Annotated in this window: 13 protein-coding genes; 2 read left to right on the top strand and 11 right to left on the bottom strand. The window is 44.5% G+C overall.

From position 1 onward, the window contains the following. Entirely contained in the window at positions 1-1182 is a 1182-nt protein-coding gene (locus J2T20_RS12030; protein WP_307588595.1) for a nucleotidyltransferase domain-containing protein, read from the bottom strand. 190 nt (positions 1183-1372) lie between these two features. Here J2T20_RS12030 and J2T20_RS12035 point away from each other — a divergent pair, with 190 nt between their 5' ends. Further along, the gene (locus J2T20_RS12035; RefSeq protein ID WP_307588598.1) at positions 1373-2029 is read left to right on the top strand and encodes an acetyltransferase; all 657 of its coding nucleotides are present in this window, start codon (positions 1373-1375) and stop codon (positions 2027-2029) included. A 20-nt stretch (positions 2030-2049) separates the two neighbouring features. On the opposite strand, the gene J2T20_RS12040 is transcribed toward J2T20_RS12035, so the two are convergent. The 10 genes from J2T20_RS12040 to J2T20_RS12085 all read right to left on the bottom strand — a co-directional run bounded on the left by J2T20_RS12040 (position 2050) and on the right by J2T20_RS12085 (position 13347). Then, positions 2050-3216, bottom strand: coding sequence for a DegT/DnrJ/EryC1/StrS family aminotransferase (locus tag J2T20_RS12040; protein ID WP_307588600.1), 1167 nt, complete (start codon positions 3214-3216; stop codon positions 2050-2052). Positions 3217-3221: 5 nt separating this feature from the next. Beyond that, entirely contained in the window at positions 3222-3836 is a 615-nt protein-coding gene (locus tag J2T20_RS12045; RefSeq protein ID WP_307588602.1) for a sugar transferase, read from the bottom strand. A 13-nt stretch (positions 3837-3849) separates the two neighbouring features. Next, positions 3850-4584, bottom strand: coding sequence for a glycosyltransferase family 32 protein (locus J2T20_RS12050; protein ID WP_307588604.1), 735 nt, complete (start codon positions 4582-4584; stop codon positions 3850-3852). Positions 4585-4597: 13 nt separating this feature from the next. Continuing rightward, positions 4598-5671, bottom strand: coding sequence for an EpsG family protein (locus tag J2T20_RS12055; RefSeq protein WP_307588606.1), 1074 nt, complete (start codon positions 5669-5671; stop codon positions 4598-4600). A 13-nt stretch (positions 5672-5684) separates the two neighbouring features. Then, on the bottom strand, positions 5685-6572 hold the full coding sequence (locus tag J2T20_RS12060; RefSeq protein WP_307588608.1) for a glycosyltransferase family 2 protein: 888 nt from the start codon (positions 6570-6572) through the stop codon (positions 5685-5687). A gap of 7 nt (positions 6573-6579) precedes the next feature. Further along, positions 6580-7734, bottom strand: coding sequence for a glycosyltransferase family 4 protein (locus J2T20_RS12065; RefSeq protein WP_307588610.1), 1155 nt, complete (start codon positions 7732-7734; stop codon positions 6580-6582). Positions 7735-7752: 18 nt separating this feature from the next. Continuing rightward, positions 7753-9600: a polysaccharide biosynthesis protein gene (locus J2T20_RS12070; protein WP_307588613.1), complete on the bottom strand. Its 1848-nt coding sequence runs from the start codon at positions 9598-9600 to the stop codon at positions 7753-7755. Between the two features lie 29 nt (positions 9601-9629). Next, positions 9630-10295 carry a CpsD/CapB family tyrosine-protein kinase gene (locus J2T20_RS12075; protein ID WP_307588614.1) on the bottom strand — a complete coding sequence of 222 codons (666 nt, stop codon included), beginning with the start codon at positions 10293-10295 and terminating at the stop codon, positions 9630-9632. After that, entirely contained in the window at positions 10285-11031 is a 747-nt protein-coding gene (locus J2T20_RS12080; RefSeq protein WP_307588616.1) for a YveK family protein, read from the bottom strand. The genes J2T20_RS12075 and J2T20_RS12080 overlap by 11 nt, the downstream gene beginning before the upstream one ends. A gap of 225 nt (positions 11032-11256) precedes the next feature. Next, a complete protein-coding gene (locus tag J2T20_RS12085) occupies positions 11257-13347 on the bottom strand; it encodes a right-handed parallel beta-helix repeat-containing protein (protein ID WP_307588618.1) in 2091 nt (696 codons plus the stop codon). A 319-nt stretch (positions 13348-13666) separates the two neighbouring features. Here J2T20_RS12085 and J2T20_RS12090 point away from each other — a divergent pair, with 319 nt between their 5' ends. Continuing rightward, positions 13667-17620 carry an S-layer homology domain-containing protein gene (locus tag J2T20_RS12090; protein ID WP_307588620.1) on the top strand — a complete coding sequence of 1318 codons (3954 nt, stop codon included), beginning with the start codon at positions 13667-13669 and terminating at the stop codon, positions 17618-17620. The last annotated feature ends 41 nt before the right edge of the window (positions 17621-17661 follow it).

A 17661-nucleotide genomic window follows, 5' to 3' on the forward strand; every position in this document is an offset into this window, starting at 1 on the left:
TTACCCTCCAATCGTCTTCCTCCAGGCCCATAAGACCGGTCTCAACGGAAAATAGAGAAAATGTAGATTCCTCGGTAACGGTAACGTCTCCGCATCCTCCGGGTACGGAAATAGAAAGCTCAGAACAAACAAGAACTTACGGCTGATTGTCAGTAATGCGAATTGATGCCGCTTATGATAACTCTCTACTTCAGGTGGAATAGGAGGTGAATGCAGATTAACCATCCGTTCCAGATAAAATAGCGCTTCTTTCGCTAACTGTCTGGACTTGTTCGCACTTTCCATAGGCTGAAGCTGCGAATCTATGGAAACAGACAGCAACCCGGAAGTAAGTGCCAGCGCCTGTCCTCCAATGTAATAATAATGATGTTTACGGAGAAGAGCGGTAAGCGTTGGAGCGTCCAACTGCTGTAGAAGCAGCTGCTTTATATCCAGCAGCCAACGTATTCTCGACCAACCATGCCTCGCTCCATGGGATACAAGAAAGAGGAACAAGTCTTCACGTCCCAAGTAATAAATGGGGTGCTTTGTTAAACTGCTTGTTCTTCTATGCTTCCACAATTCGGCGAATGATGGTTCTTTAGCTGGAGCGGGGTTAAGCCTCCAATGAAGTTCAAGCTTGATCCCCTTCCCGGAATGGAAGAAAACAATATGATGATGCCTCCATTTCCAATCATTCAAAACGGTACGTATGTAATCATCTTTGAGATAACCCTGCTGAAGCAGAATTTCTTCCGCCTTTGACAAATCTTCAATAGGAAGAATTAAATCCAGATCGCAGGAGGTTCTAAGCGAAATATCCCCGTAAAGGTCCTTGGCAATAACCGGCCCCTTTAAGAAAAGACAATCAATATCGTTATCCGTAAACAGCTTGCCGACTCGTTCCATTTCACCGCTTAAATGAAGCATCTGAAAGGTGTTTTTAGTATATAAGTTAAACATTCTCCTAACGACCCAGGCTGGAACCCACGCATCACCCATATGCTTAAGCCGTCGGTATAGATAAGGGTAAACTCTATGATGCAGGGCAAGTTCTATAAAGATCTCCCAATCGGTCTCACGGAACAGCTCCGGCTGAGACACCAGTAGATCATTCGGATTATGGTCTTCAGCAAGAAAGGCAAGCAATAGCCGCATTTCTTTTGATAAAGTCCCCGTGCTAAGACCCAGAGCATTTCCCATGGGGTTTCTCCTCACTCTAAGCGGATAACGAACAAAATTATTAGCTTTTGTTCTATTTAACGAACACAAATAAAGCGTAACACTCTATCTGGAAAGTTGTCAATTGATTGTTACAATAAGTTACAAATTACTCTAGCTCATCAGATGAGTATGATATAGTTTGAGAATAGAAAGGGAGGCGGATGGAGTTTTGGAAAAGATCATTGTATTCGGTGCAGGAGGCCATGCCAAAGCCGTAATTGATGTTATTGAGAAAGCAGGTTTGTACGAGATCATCGGAATACTGGACAGCTATAAGGCACCAGGCTCCATGATTTACGGTTATGAAGTTCTTGGTGATGAGCAGGTGGTTTTCAACTTGGGGAGCCAGATTTACGGCGGGATTATAGCTATCGGGGATAATTGGAGACGATCGCAGCTGGTTGACCATATGACTTCACTACATCCGGAATTTAATTTTATTTCTGCTGTACATCCCTCCGCCACACTCGCCAAAGGCACTGTCATAGGGCAGGGGTGTGTGATTATGGCTGGTGCTATAATCGGCAGCGATACGAACATCGGAGATCATTGCATTCTATACTCCCAAGCCTCGGTTGATCATGATAGTACGTTAGGAAACTTTGTGACGTTCGCACCCCATACCGCTACAGGCGGAAATGTACATATCGGTGATTACAGTGTGATCTCCATAGGTGCCAATATCATCCACTCTACAGTAATTGGTGAACATACAGTTATTGGGGCAGGATCCACCGTATTAACCGATATATCGGGCTACTGTGTCGCCTACGGCACTCCTGCCCGGATTGTACGTGCCCGTCAGCTAGGGGAACGCTATCTATAGCCAATAGAGCAAAATGAAGATTAGCGGGACTGGGGAGACACGGTCATTAAAGATTCCTCAATACAAGTAATCACTCTTTGCTGTTCACCCAGACTCATGCTAGAGCCCGAAGGAAGGCATAGCCCAGTTTGGAATAACTGCTCGGATACACAAGTTTCATCGTTATGGGAATAGAACAAGGTACCTGCGAATAACGGCTGCATATGAAGAGGCTTCCATACAGGACGTGCCTCTATATTTTGATCCGCCAACGCCTTTAGCAGCTCCGGGAGCTTAATCCCATTTTCCTCCTCGTCAACAGTAAGGGCAGTCAGCCAGCGGTTTGACTTTGTACCTGCCAGCTCCGGCATGAAGTGGAGTCTATCTATGCCTCCGAGTGAAACCTGGTACCTATCAAATATAGCCCTTCTCGATTCCACTCGCTCATCCAGCACCTGCAGCTGTGCTCTGCCTACACCGGCTAGAAGATTGCTTAACCGGTAATTGTAGCCCATAATGCTGTGCTGGTAATGCGGAGCAGGATCCCTGGCCTGAGTCGCCAGAAAACGCGCTTTTCTCAAGGCTTCCTCATCATTCGAAATGAGCATACCTCCACCAGAGGTTGTAATAATCTTATTACCATTAAAGGAAAAGATTCCGAACTTTCCAAGCGAGCCGCTAGGCTGTCCTTGGTATGTAGAACCAAGCGATTCAGCAGCATCTTCAATAAGCGGAATATCGTACTGATTGCAGAGGGATAGGATTTCCTTCATCTTGGCACTTTGCCCATATAAATGCACTACGATGACAGCCTTTGGCAGCTTGCCTATACGATCAGCCTCTTCCAGAGCACGCTGCAGGGCGCTTGGAGACATGTTCCATGTATCAGGTTCAGAGTCTATGAAGACGGGCTCTGCATTCAAGTAGCAGATCGGATTCGCACTGGCTACAAAAGTTAAAGTCGAGCAGAACACCCGGTCTCCCTTACCGACTTCAAGCAGCTGCAGGGCAATATGAAGGGCTGCGGTACCAGAGCTCAATGCCGCGGCACCCCTCACACCCGAATAGTCGGCAATTTCTTGTTCAAAAGCATCCACATTGGGTCCAAGCGGAGCGATCCAGTTGGTCTCGAATGCTTCATTAATATAGTATTGTTCTCTACCGCTCATGTGAGGCGGAGACAGAAAGATCCGATTGTTGGTTGTCATAGGTCTCACCCTCTACTTCCCTCTTCATTTTTAACAGCTCCTAAGAACATCGGCATGGTAGCATGATCCGCACTGTTAATCCCCTCAGTCTTAACCACTTTAAGCAGCGTAAGCCATAATATCTTGAGATCCAGCAGGAAGCTATAGTGATCCACATACCATATATCCAGTCTGAACTTATCCTCCCAGGATATCGTATTGCGGCCGTTAACCTGAGCCCAGCCGGTAATCCCGGGTTTAACCTCATGTCTTCTGGCCTGCTCCTGTGTATACAGCGGCAGATAGTCCACTAACAGCGGCCTTGGACCCACCAGACTGATATCACCTTTAAGCACATTCCACAGTTGCGGTAGCTCATCCAGACTATATTTTCTCAAAAACTTCCCAAAGGTGGTTAAGCGAAGATGATCAGACAACAACTGGCCCGTGGAGTCCGACTCACTTGTCATCGTCCGGAACTTATACACATAAAAGGACTTCCCATGCAGACCCGGACGGCTTTGCTTAAAAAGGACCGGTGAACCTAACTTGATACGAACAAGAAGAGCCGTGATGGTGATCACTGGCAGAAACACAAGAAATACAGGAATGGTAACTATGAGATCAAATATTCGCTTCATATCCAGTAGCTCCCTAAGAGAAAATCTTCCTTATTTTCGATACATTCTCATGACCGATCACTCGGCTGACCGTTTTCTTGAGCTGACTTCTCATCCGAATATGAAAAGGCAGCCAGGATTGGGCAAAATGATGTATCGTGTAGCTTTCCTCCGTAATATAGTTCCCTCCATTAATATAATCGTAGGGACTAAAGTAGCAGCGCGGGTAAAAGATTACGCCATTGGAAAGTGCCTGGTACTTTCCATTCAGTTGCAAGCCGTGTTCCCGGCAGATTTGGCTGATCACGGTAGTATTGGTAGTAGTATCGTAAGAGCCGTCAGACCGCTTAAAGCTTCTGGAGTTATAATACTCCATCAATTCTCTAATCCAGCCATGTCCCTTCACTGCGCCCATCGTTCCTGATTGGAGAAAGCTCTCATCCTCAAAACCTGAAAAAGCGTCATGTACCAAAAATGGGTCCAGCGGCTGAATAACCTCAACATCAGTATCCATATAAATACCGCCCCGTTCATACAAAGCATGCAGCCGTACATAATCACTGACAAAAGCAAATTTTCTAGCCTCGTAAGCCTCTCGAACGTACGGATTGGCGTTGATGTCAAAGTTATCTTCATTCCATTCCATGAATTCATAACCTTGCAAATATTTTTTCCAGCTAATGATGCACTTTTGCAGAATTTTCGGCTTGGCGCCTCTTCCAAACCAGCAGTAGTGGATAATCCTTGGAATTCTCTCTACATCCTCCATCTAAATTTCTCCTTTATAGAAACCACTTTAGATAGTCGCTCCTGTATTGAAGTCCCAGTGTAATCACATTCTCATAGAAGAAAAAGATTAGATAGATGATCAAAAAGCTTAAGAACACGAGCTTTTGATCTTTCTTGCGGAACACCTTAACTACCCATGAGGTCAATATGATCTGATATAGCGTAAAGTAGATGGCCAATCTGGCAAAAATCCAGTTTTGTGTAGAAATGATCATTAGGAGCAGCCCGATTAACGAGAGATTCACTACAATATCAATGTGTGGAAACAACACTCTCAGCTTCTCTCTTCCCAGAAAAGCAATAACAAGTGGCAGAGCATAAAATGCGACCCGGAAGACGTTAGCACCGCCTTCACTAAAGCTTTGATACTCACCATATTGAGTATCCTTAATAGCGGAGAAGAGAATATCCGAGAACTGATTGAAGCCTAGAACAATCAGCACAGCCAAACCCAGCATTAAAAAAGATGCCGTTGTCCAAGCCTTTCTACGCACGATAAAGTAAATGGGAATCAGGATAAGGGCGCTTTGGTGAAACAATGCCGCAAACAGAACAACAAGCATGTACTTCTTCCAGCTGCCATTTAGAATATACTTGGTAGCGGCAAAGATAATGGCTGCTGTAAGGTACTGTCTAATCCCGTTCATCGAGACGATAAATGCACCCGACGTGATATAGAGGTAAACCGCCATATCAAACAATCTTGCATATTTGTACAGCACCATTACAATCAGAACATTGGTTATGAGGGCTGTAACTACAATAAGGATTTGCGGATCATTGGTATAGCTTTTCAATACCATTTGAAGAACACCGAAGCCGATATCCTTATTCTGAAGGATATCAATCCACGAGAAGTCGTCAACGAGATAAGCATGCATGTAAAAGAAAGTATCGCCTATATTTTTTCTCAGGCCCGAGCATATCACGATTACAGCAGCAACGACGTAGGCTAGGGACTTACTGGGTCTAATGAATACAGGGCTATTCATATCGGGCACAGCATAATAACGGGCAAGAAATGAGAAGAAAAAACCCACCATGAGCGTAAGCCAAATGATCGTCATGCGCTCATCCCTTTCAGCTGCTAGTCTTTGTCTTGGACATAATGTATAGATATAGAGCAAAACCTGGAAACAAAGTGAGTAAGGTAAGCAACTTTTCCGGTGTTTCTCTAAGCATCCTTTTATTTCTCATGATCAATGAACTGGATACATAGTGTATGGATTGCCTAATCTTGAATGGCACCCCCGCAAAAGGCAGCTTCATTAGCTCCACCCGGTAAAAGGCAAAACCCTTCGGATTTCTCCGGTATTGCTTGAGCATATTGCGAGTAGATCCATCCGGAAGGTACTCTACACAGCACAGAACCTCATTCATAATCAAGAGCTCATAATGAATATCCAGCATGTAATACTTGTAAGCCAACCCTACATAATTCTCACCCTCGAACAATGGGTACGGATATTCCTTCATTAGCGCCGTACGGTATACCAGCTTCTTGTCTCCCGTAACGCCATACTTGTAGTAAAGGTCAAACAATGTGGCAGTCTTCACATCTTCAGGTAGCCGTGTCCCGATAATTTCACCGTTGAAATAACTATCCAGACCAATAAATCCGCTTACCTTATCACTCCCGTGCTGCCTCCAGAACGATATTATTTTCTCAACGGCATCATCCGGCATATAATCGTCCGAATCGATACATACATTCAGTTCGGTCTTAATATGCTCGTAGGCAGAGTTATGCGCGCCGTGCATTCCCTGATTCTGCTGCCGATAATAGCGAATAGATACCAAGTTCTCCTGCATCCACCGCTCCACGATTTCCGAGGTGTTGTCTGTGGAACCGTCATCGATGATCAGCCACTCAAAATCCGCATTGGATTGTCGCGCAAGACTCTCATACAGTACATGTAAGCAGTAGGCGCGATTATAGGTGGGTGTAAATACAGTTAAAGTTCTCATGTTCACCTCATATAGAAGTAATATTGGGATACCGCACGGGATGCTCCATATGCGGGGTATAAATTTGGCTTAGCTGTTCTCTTACCTGTCTCAAATCGTACTTCCTAATGTATTCCAAGCTTCGCTTGCCCATTCGCTGCCTAACCACATCAGACTGTGCAAGAGTCAGCATATGGATAGACATCTCATTCACCTGCTCGGGATCACATAGGAATCCATTCTCATGAACCTTCACCAATTCCAGATGTCCCCTGTTTCGTGTGGCAATCACCGGCAGTCCGCAGGCCATCGCTTCCATGATGTTAACGGGAAGACCTTCTCTCAAGCTTCCTGATACAGCAATATCACATAAAGGCAGCAACTTATCGATATCCTTACGATAACCTAGAAACTCAACCCTTTCCCCCACACCTAGCTGTATGGCCAGTTCTCTGCATTCCTTCTGAAGGTTTCCCCTGCCCGCGAAAAGAAGCTTCGCCTGAGGGACCTGATCCTTAATCCTTGCGAGTGATCGGATCAGCAACTGATGGTTTTTGTTGTGATTGAACTCAGCCGCGTAGAACATAAGAAAATCATCTGAATCATAAGACAACTGCTGCCTCAGAAAAACTCTCTCAGCCAGCGCTAAAGGTCTATAGCGTTCGGTGTTGATTCCTACTCCGTGCACATGCTCAATCTGCTTCGCTTTAAACCCGTGATTAACCGCCAGGTTATAATCCTCATTGTTTATGGTGATCAAGCAGTCTGTGAGGCGGGAGAGATTCTTCTCAATCGGGTAATACAACGCCCAGTTCAGAAGAGAAGATCCTTTGCAGAAATGAAATCCATGCGCAGTATAAATGACCTTTGTCCCTTTTTTTCTCGATCCTCTGGCAGCCAACCGGGCCAGAACACCACCCATGGGCGTGTGAGAATGGATAATTTGGTACTCATTTTGTTCGATAATTTCTTTTAACTGGCGGTAAGCCTCAATGTTATTACGGCTGAAGGGAGACCGCTCAATCGGGATATTAAATTTCTTGTCTACAAAAGGAAGCTCCATCTCGCCCTGTGCGGCAACATGAACTTCCCAATTCTGCTGCTTGAACCATTCCAGCACAGGTAAATGAAATGAGCTGAAATGAAAGTCGACGGTTGCACAAAACAATACTTTATTGGACAATTCGCCGCCTCCCCCCTGTTATTTCCACCCTACTGTAGCCTTCATAATTGGGGCCGCCATCTCAAACCGGTTATTAGCGATATCGAGCAGCATCTGTCTAAGATCTTCAATGGTAAGCGTATCGTAGACCTGCAACAGGTGATCGACTCCGTCAAAACTCATTTCGGTTGACTTTCCGATATAAATCTTGGGATATACCTGGACGTCATGCACTTCCGTATCCTTAAGAAGTTCTTCATACATCTTTTCTCCCGGTCTCATACCGGTGAATTCAATCCCTATCTCTTCAAGGGAATACCCAGACATTCGGATGAGATTCTTCGCCAGATCCACAATCTTCACGGGTTCACCCATGTCGAGCACGAATACCTCTCCGCCTCGCGCGAGTGCCCCTGCTTGGATAACCAATCTGGAAGCCTCCGGTATCGTCATGAAATAACGAACCATATCTGGATGGGTGACCGTAACCGGTCCACCATTCTCAATCTGCTTGCGGAATAATGGGATTACGCTACCCCGGCTTCCAAGAACATTGCCGAAACGAACGGCCACAAATTTCGTCTGGCTGAAGCGGTCCATATGCTGAATAATCATCTCCGCTATCCGCTTGGTGGAGCCCATGACACTGGTCGGATTGACAGCCTTATCGGTAGAGATCATTACAAAGGTTCCAACCCCCGACAAGCTTGCCGCTCTAGCCGCATTCATCGTGCCGATGATATTGTTCTTAACCGCCTCTTCCGGATTCCGCTGCATTAAGGGTACATGCTTATGGGCGGCAGCATGATACACAACATCCGGACGATGAAAGTTCATCACACTGATAATTTTGCTCTCATCCTGAAGATCCGCTATCTCCGTATAGAATTGAACCCCTTGATCCCTGAACATGGCCTTTAGTTCAATTTCGATGGAATAAATACTATTCTCGCCATGCCCGAGTAGAACGAGCTTTTTCGGGCTGAATTTAGTGATTTGTCTGCATACCTCCGACCCGATCGAACCGCCAGCCCCTGTAACTAAAACAACCTTGTCGGTTACATAACCGGATATGCTCTCAAGATCTAGCCGTACCAGTTCCCGCCCGAGTAAATCCTCCACCTGTACATCACGGAATTGACTTACGGAAACCTTGCCGCTGGCGAGATCCTCAAGCATAGGAATCGTTTGCGTTTTGGCTGTCGACTTCGCGCACTCCGCGTAGATCGCCTTGAGCTGACTTTTATTGAGCGAGGGAATGGCAATAACAATATTTTCGATTTGATACTGCTCTGCTATGTCTTCAATGGATTTCGTACTTCCAACAACGGGGATGCCCATGATATCTAAACCATGTTTTTTGACGTTATCGTCTACAAAGGCAACAGGTTTAAGTTCTTTATTGAAGCCGGATAGTAATTGTCTGGCAACCATCGTACCTGCTGAGCCTGCTCCAACAATCAAGGTGCGTTTGGTCTGTAATAACGGTTGTTCCTGCTTGATAATACGACCTCTTATGGCACGCCAGCAGAATCTTGAACCCCCGATAAGAAAGATATGCAGCATCCAAGTCACAGCCAGCAGCCTGTATTGAATCTGTTGAGAAATGACCAATTGAACCGTAGCCGCTGAGATAATCGAGAAAGATACTACTTTTGCAATTAGGATCATTTCCCCGATGCTGGCGTATTCCCACGCCTTCTTATACAGGTGGTATACCAAAGCAAACACATGATAGCTCAATAGCAAAGTGATGGAACTAACCACTACCGGTTGTGTAAAGACATTAAAAGAGGCGTTTACCAAAAAACAGCTGATAAATATAGCCGACAGTACAATAAGCGAGTCCATTAACAACAATACTGACAACCGATTTTTATAAATCAATGTTCGCTCACCCCTTCTATACTAAAATGCTACTTCTTCTTTCTATTTAGGACTGCGCCCACTAATTTGACATTCGCGAACTCCAGCAATCTCTTTGCTTCCAGCGCATTCTTCTGTTGTGTCGTTCCGCTCTTTACGACTAAAATAGCTCCGCTGCATCTACGGGCAAGCGCGATAGTTTCCGGTGACTCCAATACCGAGGAACCATCGAAAATAATAATGTCATAACGGTTCCTTGCAAGCTCCAGAAAGGTCTTCATGGCCCATGAATCAAGCAAATCAGCTGCATTGGGGATTGAAGAGCCGCCAGGAATCACTGACAAATTCTCGATGTTGCTCTGGTGTATCGTCTCCAGAATATCAATATGGTTCGCCAGACCATCCGTTAGACCGGGCCACAGTTTGAGATTGAATACATGATTTAAATTTGGATTTCGAATATTGGCATCAACCAGCAACACCCGTGACCCATGCTGCGCAAAGCTAATAGCCAAATTCACAGCTACCGTAGATTTACCTTCCCCCTCGGAGGAAGAAGTAACGACTAAGGAGGACAACTCTTCGCTGCTTGAAGAAAAACGGATATTATTCCTAATAGCACGGTACTGATCAGTTATTGCGGATTGAGTGTTGTTGTGAGCGATCAAGCATGCGTTAATGCTACCTTCTTCCGGTTTTCTCTCCCTATGAGCCAATAGTCTCACCCCGTATGTATTCATTCTTCCGCTTCACTTTTCCGAAATGATCTTTCTTGCTGATCTTTGAAACTGAGCCTAACGGCTTAATACCCAAGTACTTTTCAAGGTCATCCTCGGATCTTAGAGTATCGTCTAGAGAATCCAACAGAAATGTAATCCCCACCCCAATGACCAAACCCATAATGATCCCCAGATACAAAGCGCGATTGCTAGGGGGATTAATCGGTACTGGATCGGGCGATGTTACTGCATCGGACAAAACACTGGCTCCGTAAAATTGCAGCTTCTTCTTTGCCTCATCCGTAAAAGCCTTCACTACCGCATTAGCCATACCCGCAGTAAGCTTGGGGTTGGCATCGAATACTGTAACGATTGTAATAATAGAATTGTCCACACTACCTACGCTCACATTCTCTCGAAGGGCTCCAACGGACATCTTAAGATTAAGATCCTTAATCGCCTTCTCCATCACAACAGGTTCCCGCAATAACGCCCGCAAGGTGGACAGCATCTCAGGACTGCCTGATGCAAGCATAAGTCTGGCAGAAGAAGCATACATCGGAGTCTCAGGAATTGAACTATAAAGACCGCCCAAAAACCCTAGCAAAGCAGTTGAGAGCAACACAATCCATAACCTTCTTGTAATCACTGAAAAAAGTTCCTTCAGATTAATTTCTTTGACTGGACTTTTGAATGTCTTGGCCCGTTCGTTCATAATAAGTTCTTCTTCCACGCTCTCACCCACTTCAAAGAATGACTTCAATAAAGAACATTATTCGTCAATTTTAGTTCTTTATATAGAACATGTCAACCTCTGATTGATCCATTCTTTATACTTTTGTTCGTTATATGGTTCGTTCACATGAAGAAAAGAGATGAGCGAGTTCGCCCATCCCTGTGGATAATTATCTGTATAATTGCCTTCCTTTCGCTCATAAAGTTCTTATTATATCTATGGTTAAGGCAGTAATGTGTTATTACTTAACTGGTCATTCGGCTTGGAAACGATTTTGGCTTTGGTGAGTGTATTGTTCTCAATAACATACGGAGGTGCGTTCTTGCCCGCATATTGCGTGGAAATACCAAACGCCTGCATATTGCTCGTGATTGTATTGCCTCGGATCGTGGCGCTGAGTATATCAGATGGAGCTTCTTTAGTCCAATAGCTGTTGATCTTAATGAGTTCAATACTGTTTGCAGTTTGGGTGAGAGCACTGATTATATTATTTTCTATTACTGCACTCTGGGCTGCCTGAACATTAATTGCCGTTGAGTTCCTCTGCATTTCAAATGTAGAACCTTTGACGGTAAAATCCAGATTCGTTTGCTCACCATACAGCCCTCCCGCACCTGCCGTATTGGATTTGAAGCTGCAACCGCTGAAGATATAACTTCCCGGCATTGATGCCGTAAGGCTGCCCATACCGCTACCCTCTGCTGCCTCAAACACGCAGTTATTATAAGTGCCTGGGGGAAGAGTAAGCCCATAGGTGGAGTTATAACCAAGCACCCGCAGATTCTCAAATATAGATCCACCCGCGCCTCCACCCGTCAAGGAACGCAGCGTGCCTTCACCCGAGATCGTCAGATTATGGAGTCGAATCGGCTTGCCCCAAAGAACAAGACCGGTATCGGCCTTCTTATTGTTAATAAGCGTTACATTCGAAATTTCTAAGCCAAAGGATTCTTTGGCGGTGATCATCAACCTGGAGTCTGTTAATTCCAATCCATCCACAACTATATTAGGCCCTTGAAAGGTGGCGCTGGAATCATTCATTCTATTGCCCACAAACAAAGCATCATTCTCTGCTATGATCCGGGAGCCATCAAAGTGATTATTCGCTACCCGTGCATTTTTAAAAGGATCGGAGACAGCAATGCCAATTCGGTCTTTCGAACCAAGATGGTTCCCCTCTACCACCGCGTCCTCGCCGTCATAGAGAATGACATCATAGGCCGCGTTATTATAAAACTCATTGTTTCTGATAGTAATGTTGCTATTAAAGTATCCGTTAACCTGGAACCCGCCTTCCACGTCAATGCCGGACTGGGGTGCGGTTCCTTTCATATCATGAAATACACTATCTCTGATGAGGACTTTATCAGCCCCACCGACCGTAATTCCCTGACGCCGATTAAAAGCAAACTCCGAGTTCTTAACGATAACGTTTCGTGTAGCTACACGACTCCAGGCTTCCAGATAGACGCCCTTGAGTGAAGTTTGGCTAAATACTAGATGGAAATGATCAGCACCCGCAGGAATTTCCACCTGATTTCGTGCTTGTGCATATACTTTTTTGAGAAATGAGCCATCTAACCTGTAGAAATACACCTCAAATCCTCTAGGCACCTTCATAAAATTGGAGAGCTCGAAGAGCTTTTCCGTTTTAAAGATTGGATTTTTAAAAGTTAAAGCTGTTTTGGTGCGAATTTTCGCTGCATTTTTAACCGGAATACCTAGACTATTCATCCCCCCTGAGACAAAACTACCTTCGTAGAGGTCGGTAATCATAGTTCCGTAACCGCCGAGGATCAGACCATCACCGGTAAAATCGATGGCTTTCACATTCTCTATGACGATATTTGAAGCACCCTCTGTACTGATTCCATATCCACCTTCATGAGTACCTGAGCTGGAAGTACTATCTTTTTTGGAATAATCATGGGTCTTTCTATCTCCTACATATACACCTCCACTTAGCGTTACATTTTTAACACCGTAGCCAATGTACATTAATTCATACTTTTCTCTACCGTTAGTTTCCTTCTGTAGCACCACATCAGACGTCAAAGCAAACTTCATATCGCTAACCATGTTAATTCGGCTGTCCTTATCGATCAGATAGGTTCCCGGTGGAAGCGTAGTTGCCTTAATTCCACTCTTGTTGGCCGAGGCCAGCGCCGCGTTGATCCCTTTTGTTGTTTCAATCGGATGAGTCCCATCCTTATAAATTCCCCATTTGGCGAGATCAATGATTTGCGCAGTTGCTGTATCGGCATTGTCCTCACTGAAAGCATCTCCCGGAACACAAATAAGTAACAAAATCATAATTATTGATAATCTCCCAAATATATTGCTCACCTATATCACCCCATTTTGAGTTTCTATCAGGAACATTTTTGTTCTTTAAAACGAATGGCACTAATCTAGACTACCATGCTTTCCATCCAAAAAAAAGTTAAACCGCTGGCGAGCTGCTCATCACATTACTAAATACCCATAAATACCTATTGAAAAGATAGAACTTTAGTCATCCCTTTTTTCCAAATAATCCTTGGTTTCTTCCTAAAAATACTACTTTTATTTTCCGATAAATAGGTGGTAAGGCAATTGAAAAATTTGGTTTTTAATAGAAGGGAAAACAATAATGAGAAATTTACTATTGATTATTGTTCTGCTGTTCACCACCCTCCTGATACCTATTACACCCGTAACACATGCCGCCGGTATCACCCACTTTTCTGATATATCGTCAAAACACTGGGCTCAAAGAGAAATTGAACGACTGCAGGAACAAAACGTGATTGGTGGGTATAGTGATGGAACTTTCCGTCCCGACTTGCCAATAACAAGGGCTGAGGCTGTCAAGATTATCGTAGAGACTAGCAATATTGACCTTAGTCAGGAAGTAAGCTTAAAACCTTCCCATTCTGATGTTCCAACTTCCTATTGGGCTTTCCCCTACATTGAGGCTGCAGAAAAACATGCCCTCATAACAGGATATGCAGACGGGTCGTTTCGGCCTGTGGCAACGCTGACAAGGGCAGATAGTGCTGTTCTAATCGCCCGAGCTTTTGAACTCAATACCCCCTCCTCAACTACCATCCAACCCAATGATATAGCGGGCGATCACTGGGCCGCTTCCTCTATTTCTAAATTAATTAGCAATGGTGTGGCTGTCGGTGACTCTAATGGCAACTTTCAGCCAGCAAAAATGGTTAGCCGCTCTGAATTTGCAGCTTTGCTAGCCAGAACGCTCTATAAAGAATTCCGCTTAGAGCCTGCTGAAGAGAAGTACCTCATGGTACAAAAGCCTAAATCTGACGATAAGGTAAAGAATATCTCCTTGCCACTACCTTCACCCTCACCAACACCATCGCCTTCTCCAGATACAACTGGACTTGGGACTGCAGGGGCTGGATCAGGGGGAGTGTCGATCCCATTGCCGCAGCCTGCACCCATTCCGACTATGGGTTCCAAACCCGTACAAACACCAATAGCTAGTCCTAGTATTGCTCCAGTTCATGCGGAGATTTCTGGCCTCCAAGCAAGCATTAAGGAGACAAGCCTATCCCTTACTTGGGTCAATCCAAATGATGGCTCTTTTAAGAAAGTCAATATCTACAAAGAAGGCTCGAAGGTCGCTTCAACGCCCGGAACTTCCCATGAGGAGAGCGGACTCTCACCTTCAACTTCATACAGCTTTACCTTTAAAACCGTTGATAAAAACAACCTTGAATCGGCAGGCAAAACCATGAGCTTTACAACAGCAACTTCTGAACCTCCTTCCTCACCGGAAGAACTGGTTGCTGTCCCTGATGATGGCGCTATACAACTGCAGTGGAAGAGCAATTTGGAGAGTAATCTTTCAGGCTACAATGTGTATCTTGACGGACTCCAATACAATACGACCTCTGTAACTGAGGCCACTTATGTAGTTAAGGGATTGAAAAACGGCGTAACCTACAACGTATTCGTGACCACTTTAAATACACTTAGCAAAGAGTCCGAGCCATCTGCAACTATTAATGTCGTCCCTGGGCTTCCCGATATTCTTGCTCCCGAAGAAGTCAGTGGCTTTGCCTCTACCGACAATGGCACATCTATTTCCATGACATGGAATAATCCTTTGGATCCAGACTTCGTGCGCACGGATCTTTATCAACACGATGTTTTGATCGGTTCCTCCACCCAGGGTTCTTTTACAGTAAAGAATCTGGTGAGCGAGACAGAATACGAGTACGTGCTCAAGACTGTGGATAGCAGCAACAATACGTCAAAAGGAATCAGCGTTTCAATCCGCACAAAAGATATCACACCACCTGCCGTGCCTGCCAATGTTTCGGCTGTGGGTGGGCCTAGCAGTATAACTTTCTCCTGGGCAGCCAATACGGAGTTGGATCTGGCCGGATACAACATCTATGTTAATGACACTATGTTAAACACTGAAGTCATTAACCAGGTTTCCTATGAGTTAGGTAATCTGGAATTTGGTAAAATGTATAATCTTACTCTAGAGGCTGTAGATACAAATGGAAATATATCCAAACGCAGTGAAATCGCTACTTTTACACCAAGCCACCATTTAATCGAACGGTCACGCTGGGGGATTTACAATGACGGCACTCATCCGATAGAAACAACTAAAGGGATTAATAATGCCCTAATTTGGGCTTATCAACAAGGCATTACCGCAACTACATTAACACCTGGAACTTACCTGATAGACAAAGCCAGTCAAATTAATATGGTTCCTAATATGCTGTTTGACCTTCCTAAGGAAGTTATTTTACAAAAAGAAACCAATGACAAAGAATCTTATCAGATCGTTGCTCTTGATTATGGAGACGATAATGTGACACTAAGAGGCGGAACCTACATCGGTGACCGATTGACACATGATTATTCCAAGAAAGATCATGTTGGTTCAGCAGGCACTCATGAATTTGGGTACGGTATAATCGCAAGAGGTGTCAAGAATCTGGTCATCGATGGCGTGAAGACCACCCAGTTCACGGGTGACGGCATTATATTGGCAGGACACGGTACACTCGTTGATATCTATGAGCAGAGCTTTGTCTCAGGTTCCGTTAATGACAGTGGTCAAACCATTTCCGATGCCTCTAAAACAAGAACAAAAGTAATGCAGCAGCTGACAAATCCAATTTTCCAAAAAGAGCCTTACTTCGAACTGATGAATCCGTTAAATCTGCCGGGCAAGTTTGATATTTACTTCTATACATCAAACGGCACTTTTCATTCGAAATTAGCAGATAAGAATATGCGGGACATTATAGATATTCCTCAAGGGGTTACACAGTTTCATCTCGTATTCGCTAAATCTACACATACCGGCGCTTATGTAGAGTACTGGAACCGGGCGTTGACAAGAGATTCCGTGATAATGAATTCCGAATCCGCCTTTAACCGCCGTCAAGGAATTAGCCTTATCGGTTCGAATAACATCGTAATTAAAAACAACATTCTGCATGATATTAAAGGCATTGCTCCTCAATCCGGAATCGACCTTGAAGGCGGTTATGGTGAGAACGGCGATCTCGTTATGAACACTACTATTCAGAATAATGAGTTCTTCAACAATGCTTCTTACGATTTGATTCTCTATGATGGTCACCATGCAACTGTAGAAGGAAATCATTTTGCGTCAAAAGGAGTTATAGGCTTAGCGGTTTCTCCACCCTTCCAAAGTGCGCTGGTAAAGGGAAACCATTTTGACGGCACACGCATATTGGCTTATCATGATACGACACTTTTGAACAACCGTATGAATGATTCCAACACTTTCTTTGAGGGACCTAATATTATCGTTGACGGATTAGATATCACCAACGGCACATTATCCGTAACTTCTAAAACGCCGTTTGGAGTTACTCTCTCCAATGTAAATATTAATATTACCAAGAGTATCGATGCAGGACTTCGAATCTGGAATCAGCCTATCCATCTCACCAATGTAACGGTCACAGGTGCAGGCAGTATTGGCACACTATCCGGGGGTGTAGCAGAAGGCAGCATATTCGACAATCTTCAGATGATCGGGTACAACTCCAATAATGGAATATCCCTGCCGGCAGGTACCTATAACAACAGTGTTTTTCAAGCAGCTGAGGGTTACAAAATGGGATCGCCCAAGCTTGGCGCCGGAAAATATATTTTCAACAACTGCACTTTCACCTCAAATACTACCGGAAATACGGCTCTTTACGGCGAGAACGCCGCGTTGGATCTGACAGTCCGCAACTCCACCTTTAATGTGCTGGGGGATGCTATCGCAATCTCCATTCAGACAGCTAAAAAGGTAGTCTTTGAGAATAACACGATCCAAGCCATGAAAATGGTTCGAACCAACCTTGAACTGATCAAAATCAATGATTACTGGAAACGAAATGATCCTTATGATGTGCTAAATGTAACGATCAATAACAACACGATAACCTCTAATATAGCCGCCATAGGCATTTCTACCATTTACGCCGGAACGGGAGCACCTCCCTACCTGATTCAGAACAATACGCTAAATAAAGCGATCTTGTCCCTAAAAGCAAATGACCTTCAAAGCTTGAACATCTTAAACAAATAAAAAAAAGGAAAGAGTTGGTGCCTAGGCGCGGCTCTTTCCTT

The sequence above is a fragment of the Paenibacillus wynnii genome, assembly GCF_030812855.1.
In the GTDB taxonomy this organism is placed as follows: Bacteria; Bacillota; Bacilli; order Paenibacillales; family Paenibacillaceae; genus Paenibacillus_AQ; species Paenibacillus_AQ wynnii_A.

What these genes read in the sequence shown, in the direction of transcription:
- J2T20_RS12060 (WP_307588608.1), bottom strand. Translation starts at nt 6,572, where the DNA reads ATGAGAACTTTAACTGTATTTACACCCACCTATAATCGCGCCTACTGC.
- J2T20_RS12090 (WP_307588620.1), top strand. Translation starts at nt 13,667, where the DNA reads ATGAGAAATTTACTATTGATTATTGTTCTGCTGTTCACCACCCTCCTG.
- J2T20_RS12050 (WP_307588604.1), bottom strand. Translation starts at nt 4,584, where the DNA reads ATGGAGGATGTAGAGAGAATTCCAAGGATTATCCACTACTGCTGGTTT.
- J2T20_RS12040 (WP_307588600.1), bottom strand. Translation starts at nt 3,216, where the DNA reads ATGACAACCAACAATCGGATCTTTCTGTCTCCGCCTCACATGAGCGGT.
- J2T20_RS12055 (WP_307588606.1), bottom strand. Translation starts at nt 5,671, where the DNA reads ATGACGATCATTTGGCTTACGCTCATGGTGGGTTTTTTCTTCTCATTT.
- J2T20_RS12030 (WP_307588595.1), bottom strand. Translation starts at nt 1,182, where the DNA reads ATGGGAAATGCTCTGGGTCTTAGCACGGGGACTTTATCAAAAGAAATG.
- J2T20_RS12045 (WP_307588602.1), bottom strand. Translation starts at nt 3,836, where the DNA reads ATGAAGCGAATATTTGATCTCATAGTTACCATTCCTGTATTTCTTGTG.
- J2T20_RS12085 (WP_307588618.1), bottom strand. Translation starts at nt 13,347, where the DNA reads ATGATTTTGTTACTTATTTGTGTTCCGGGAGATGCTTTCAGTGAGGAC.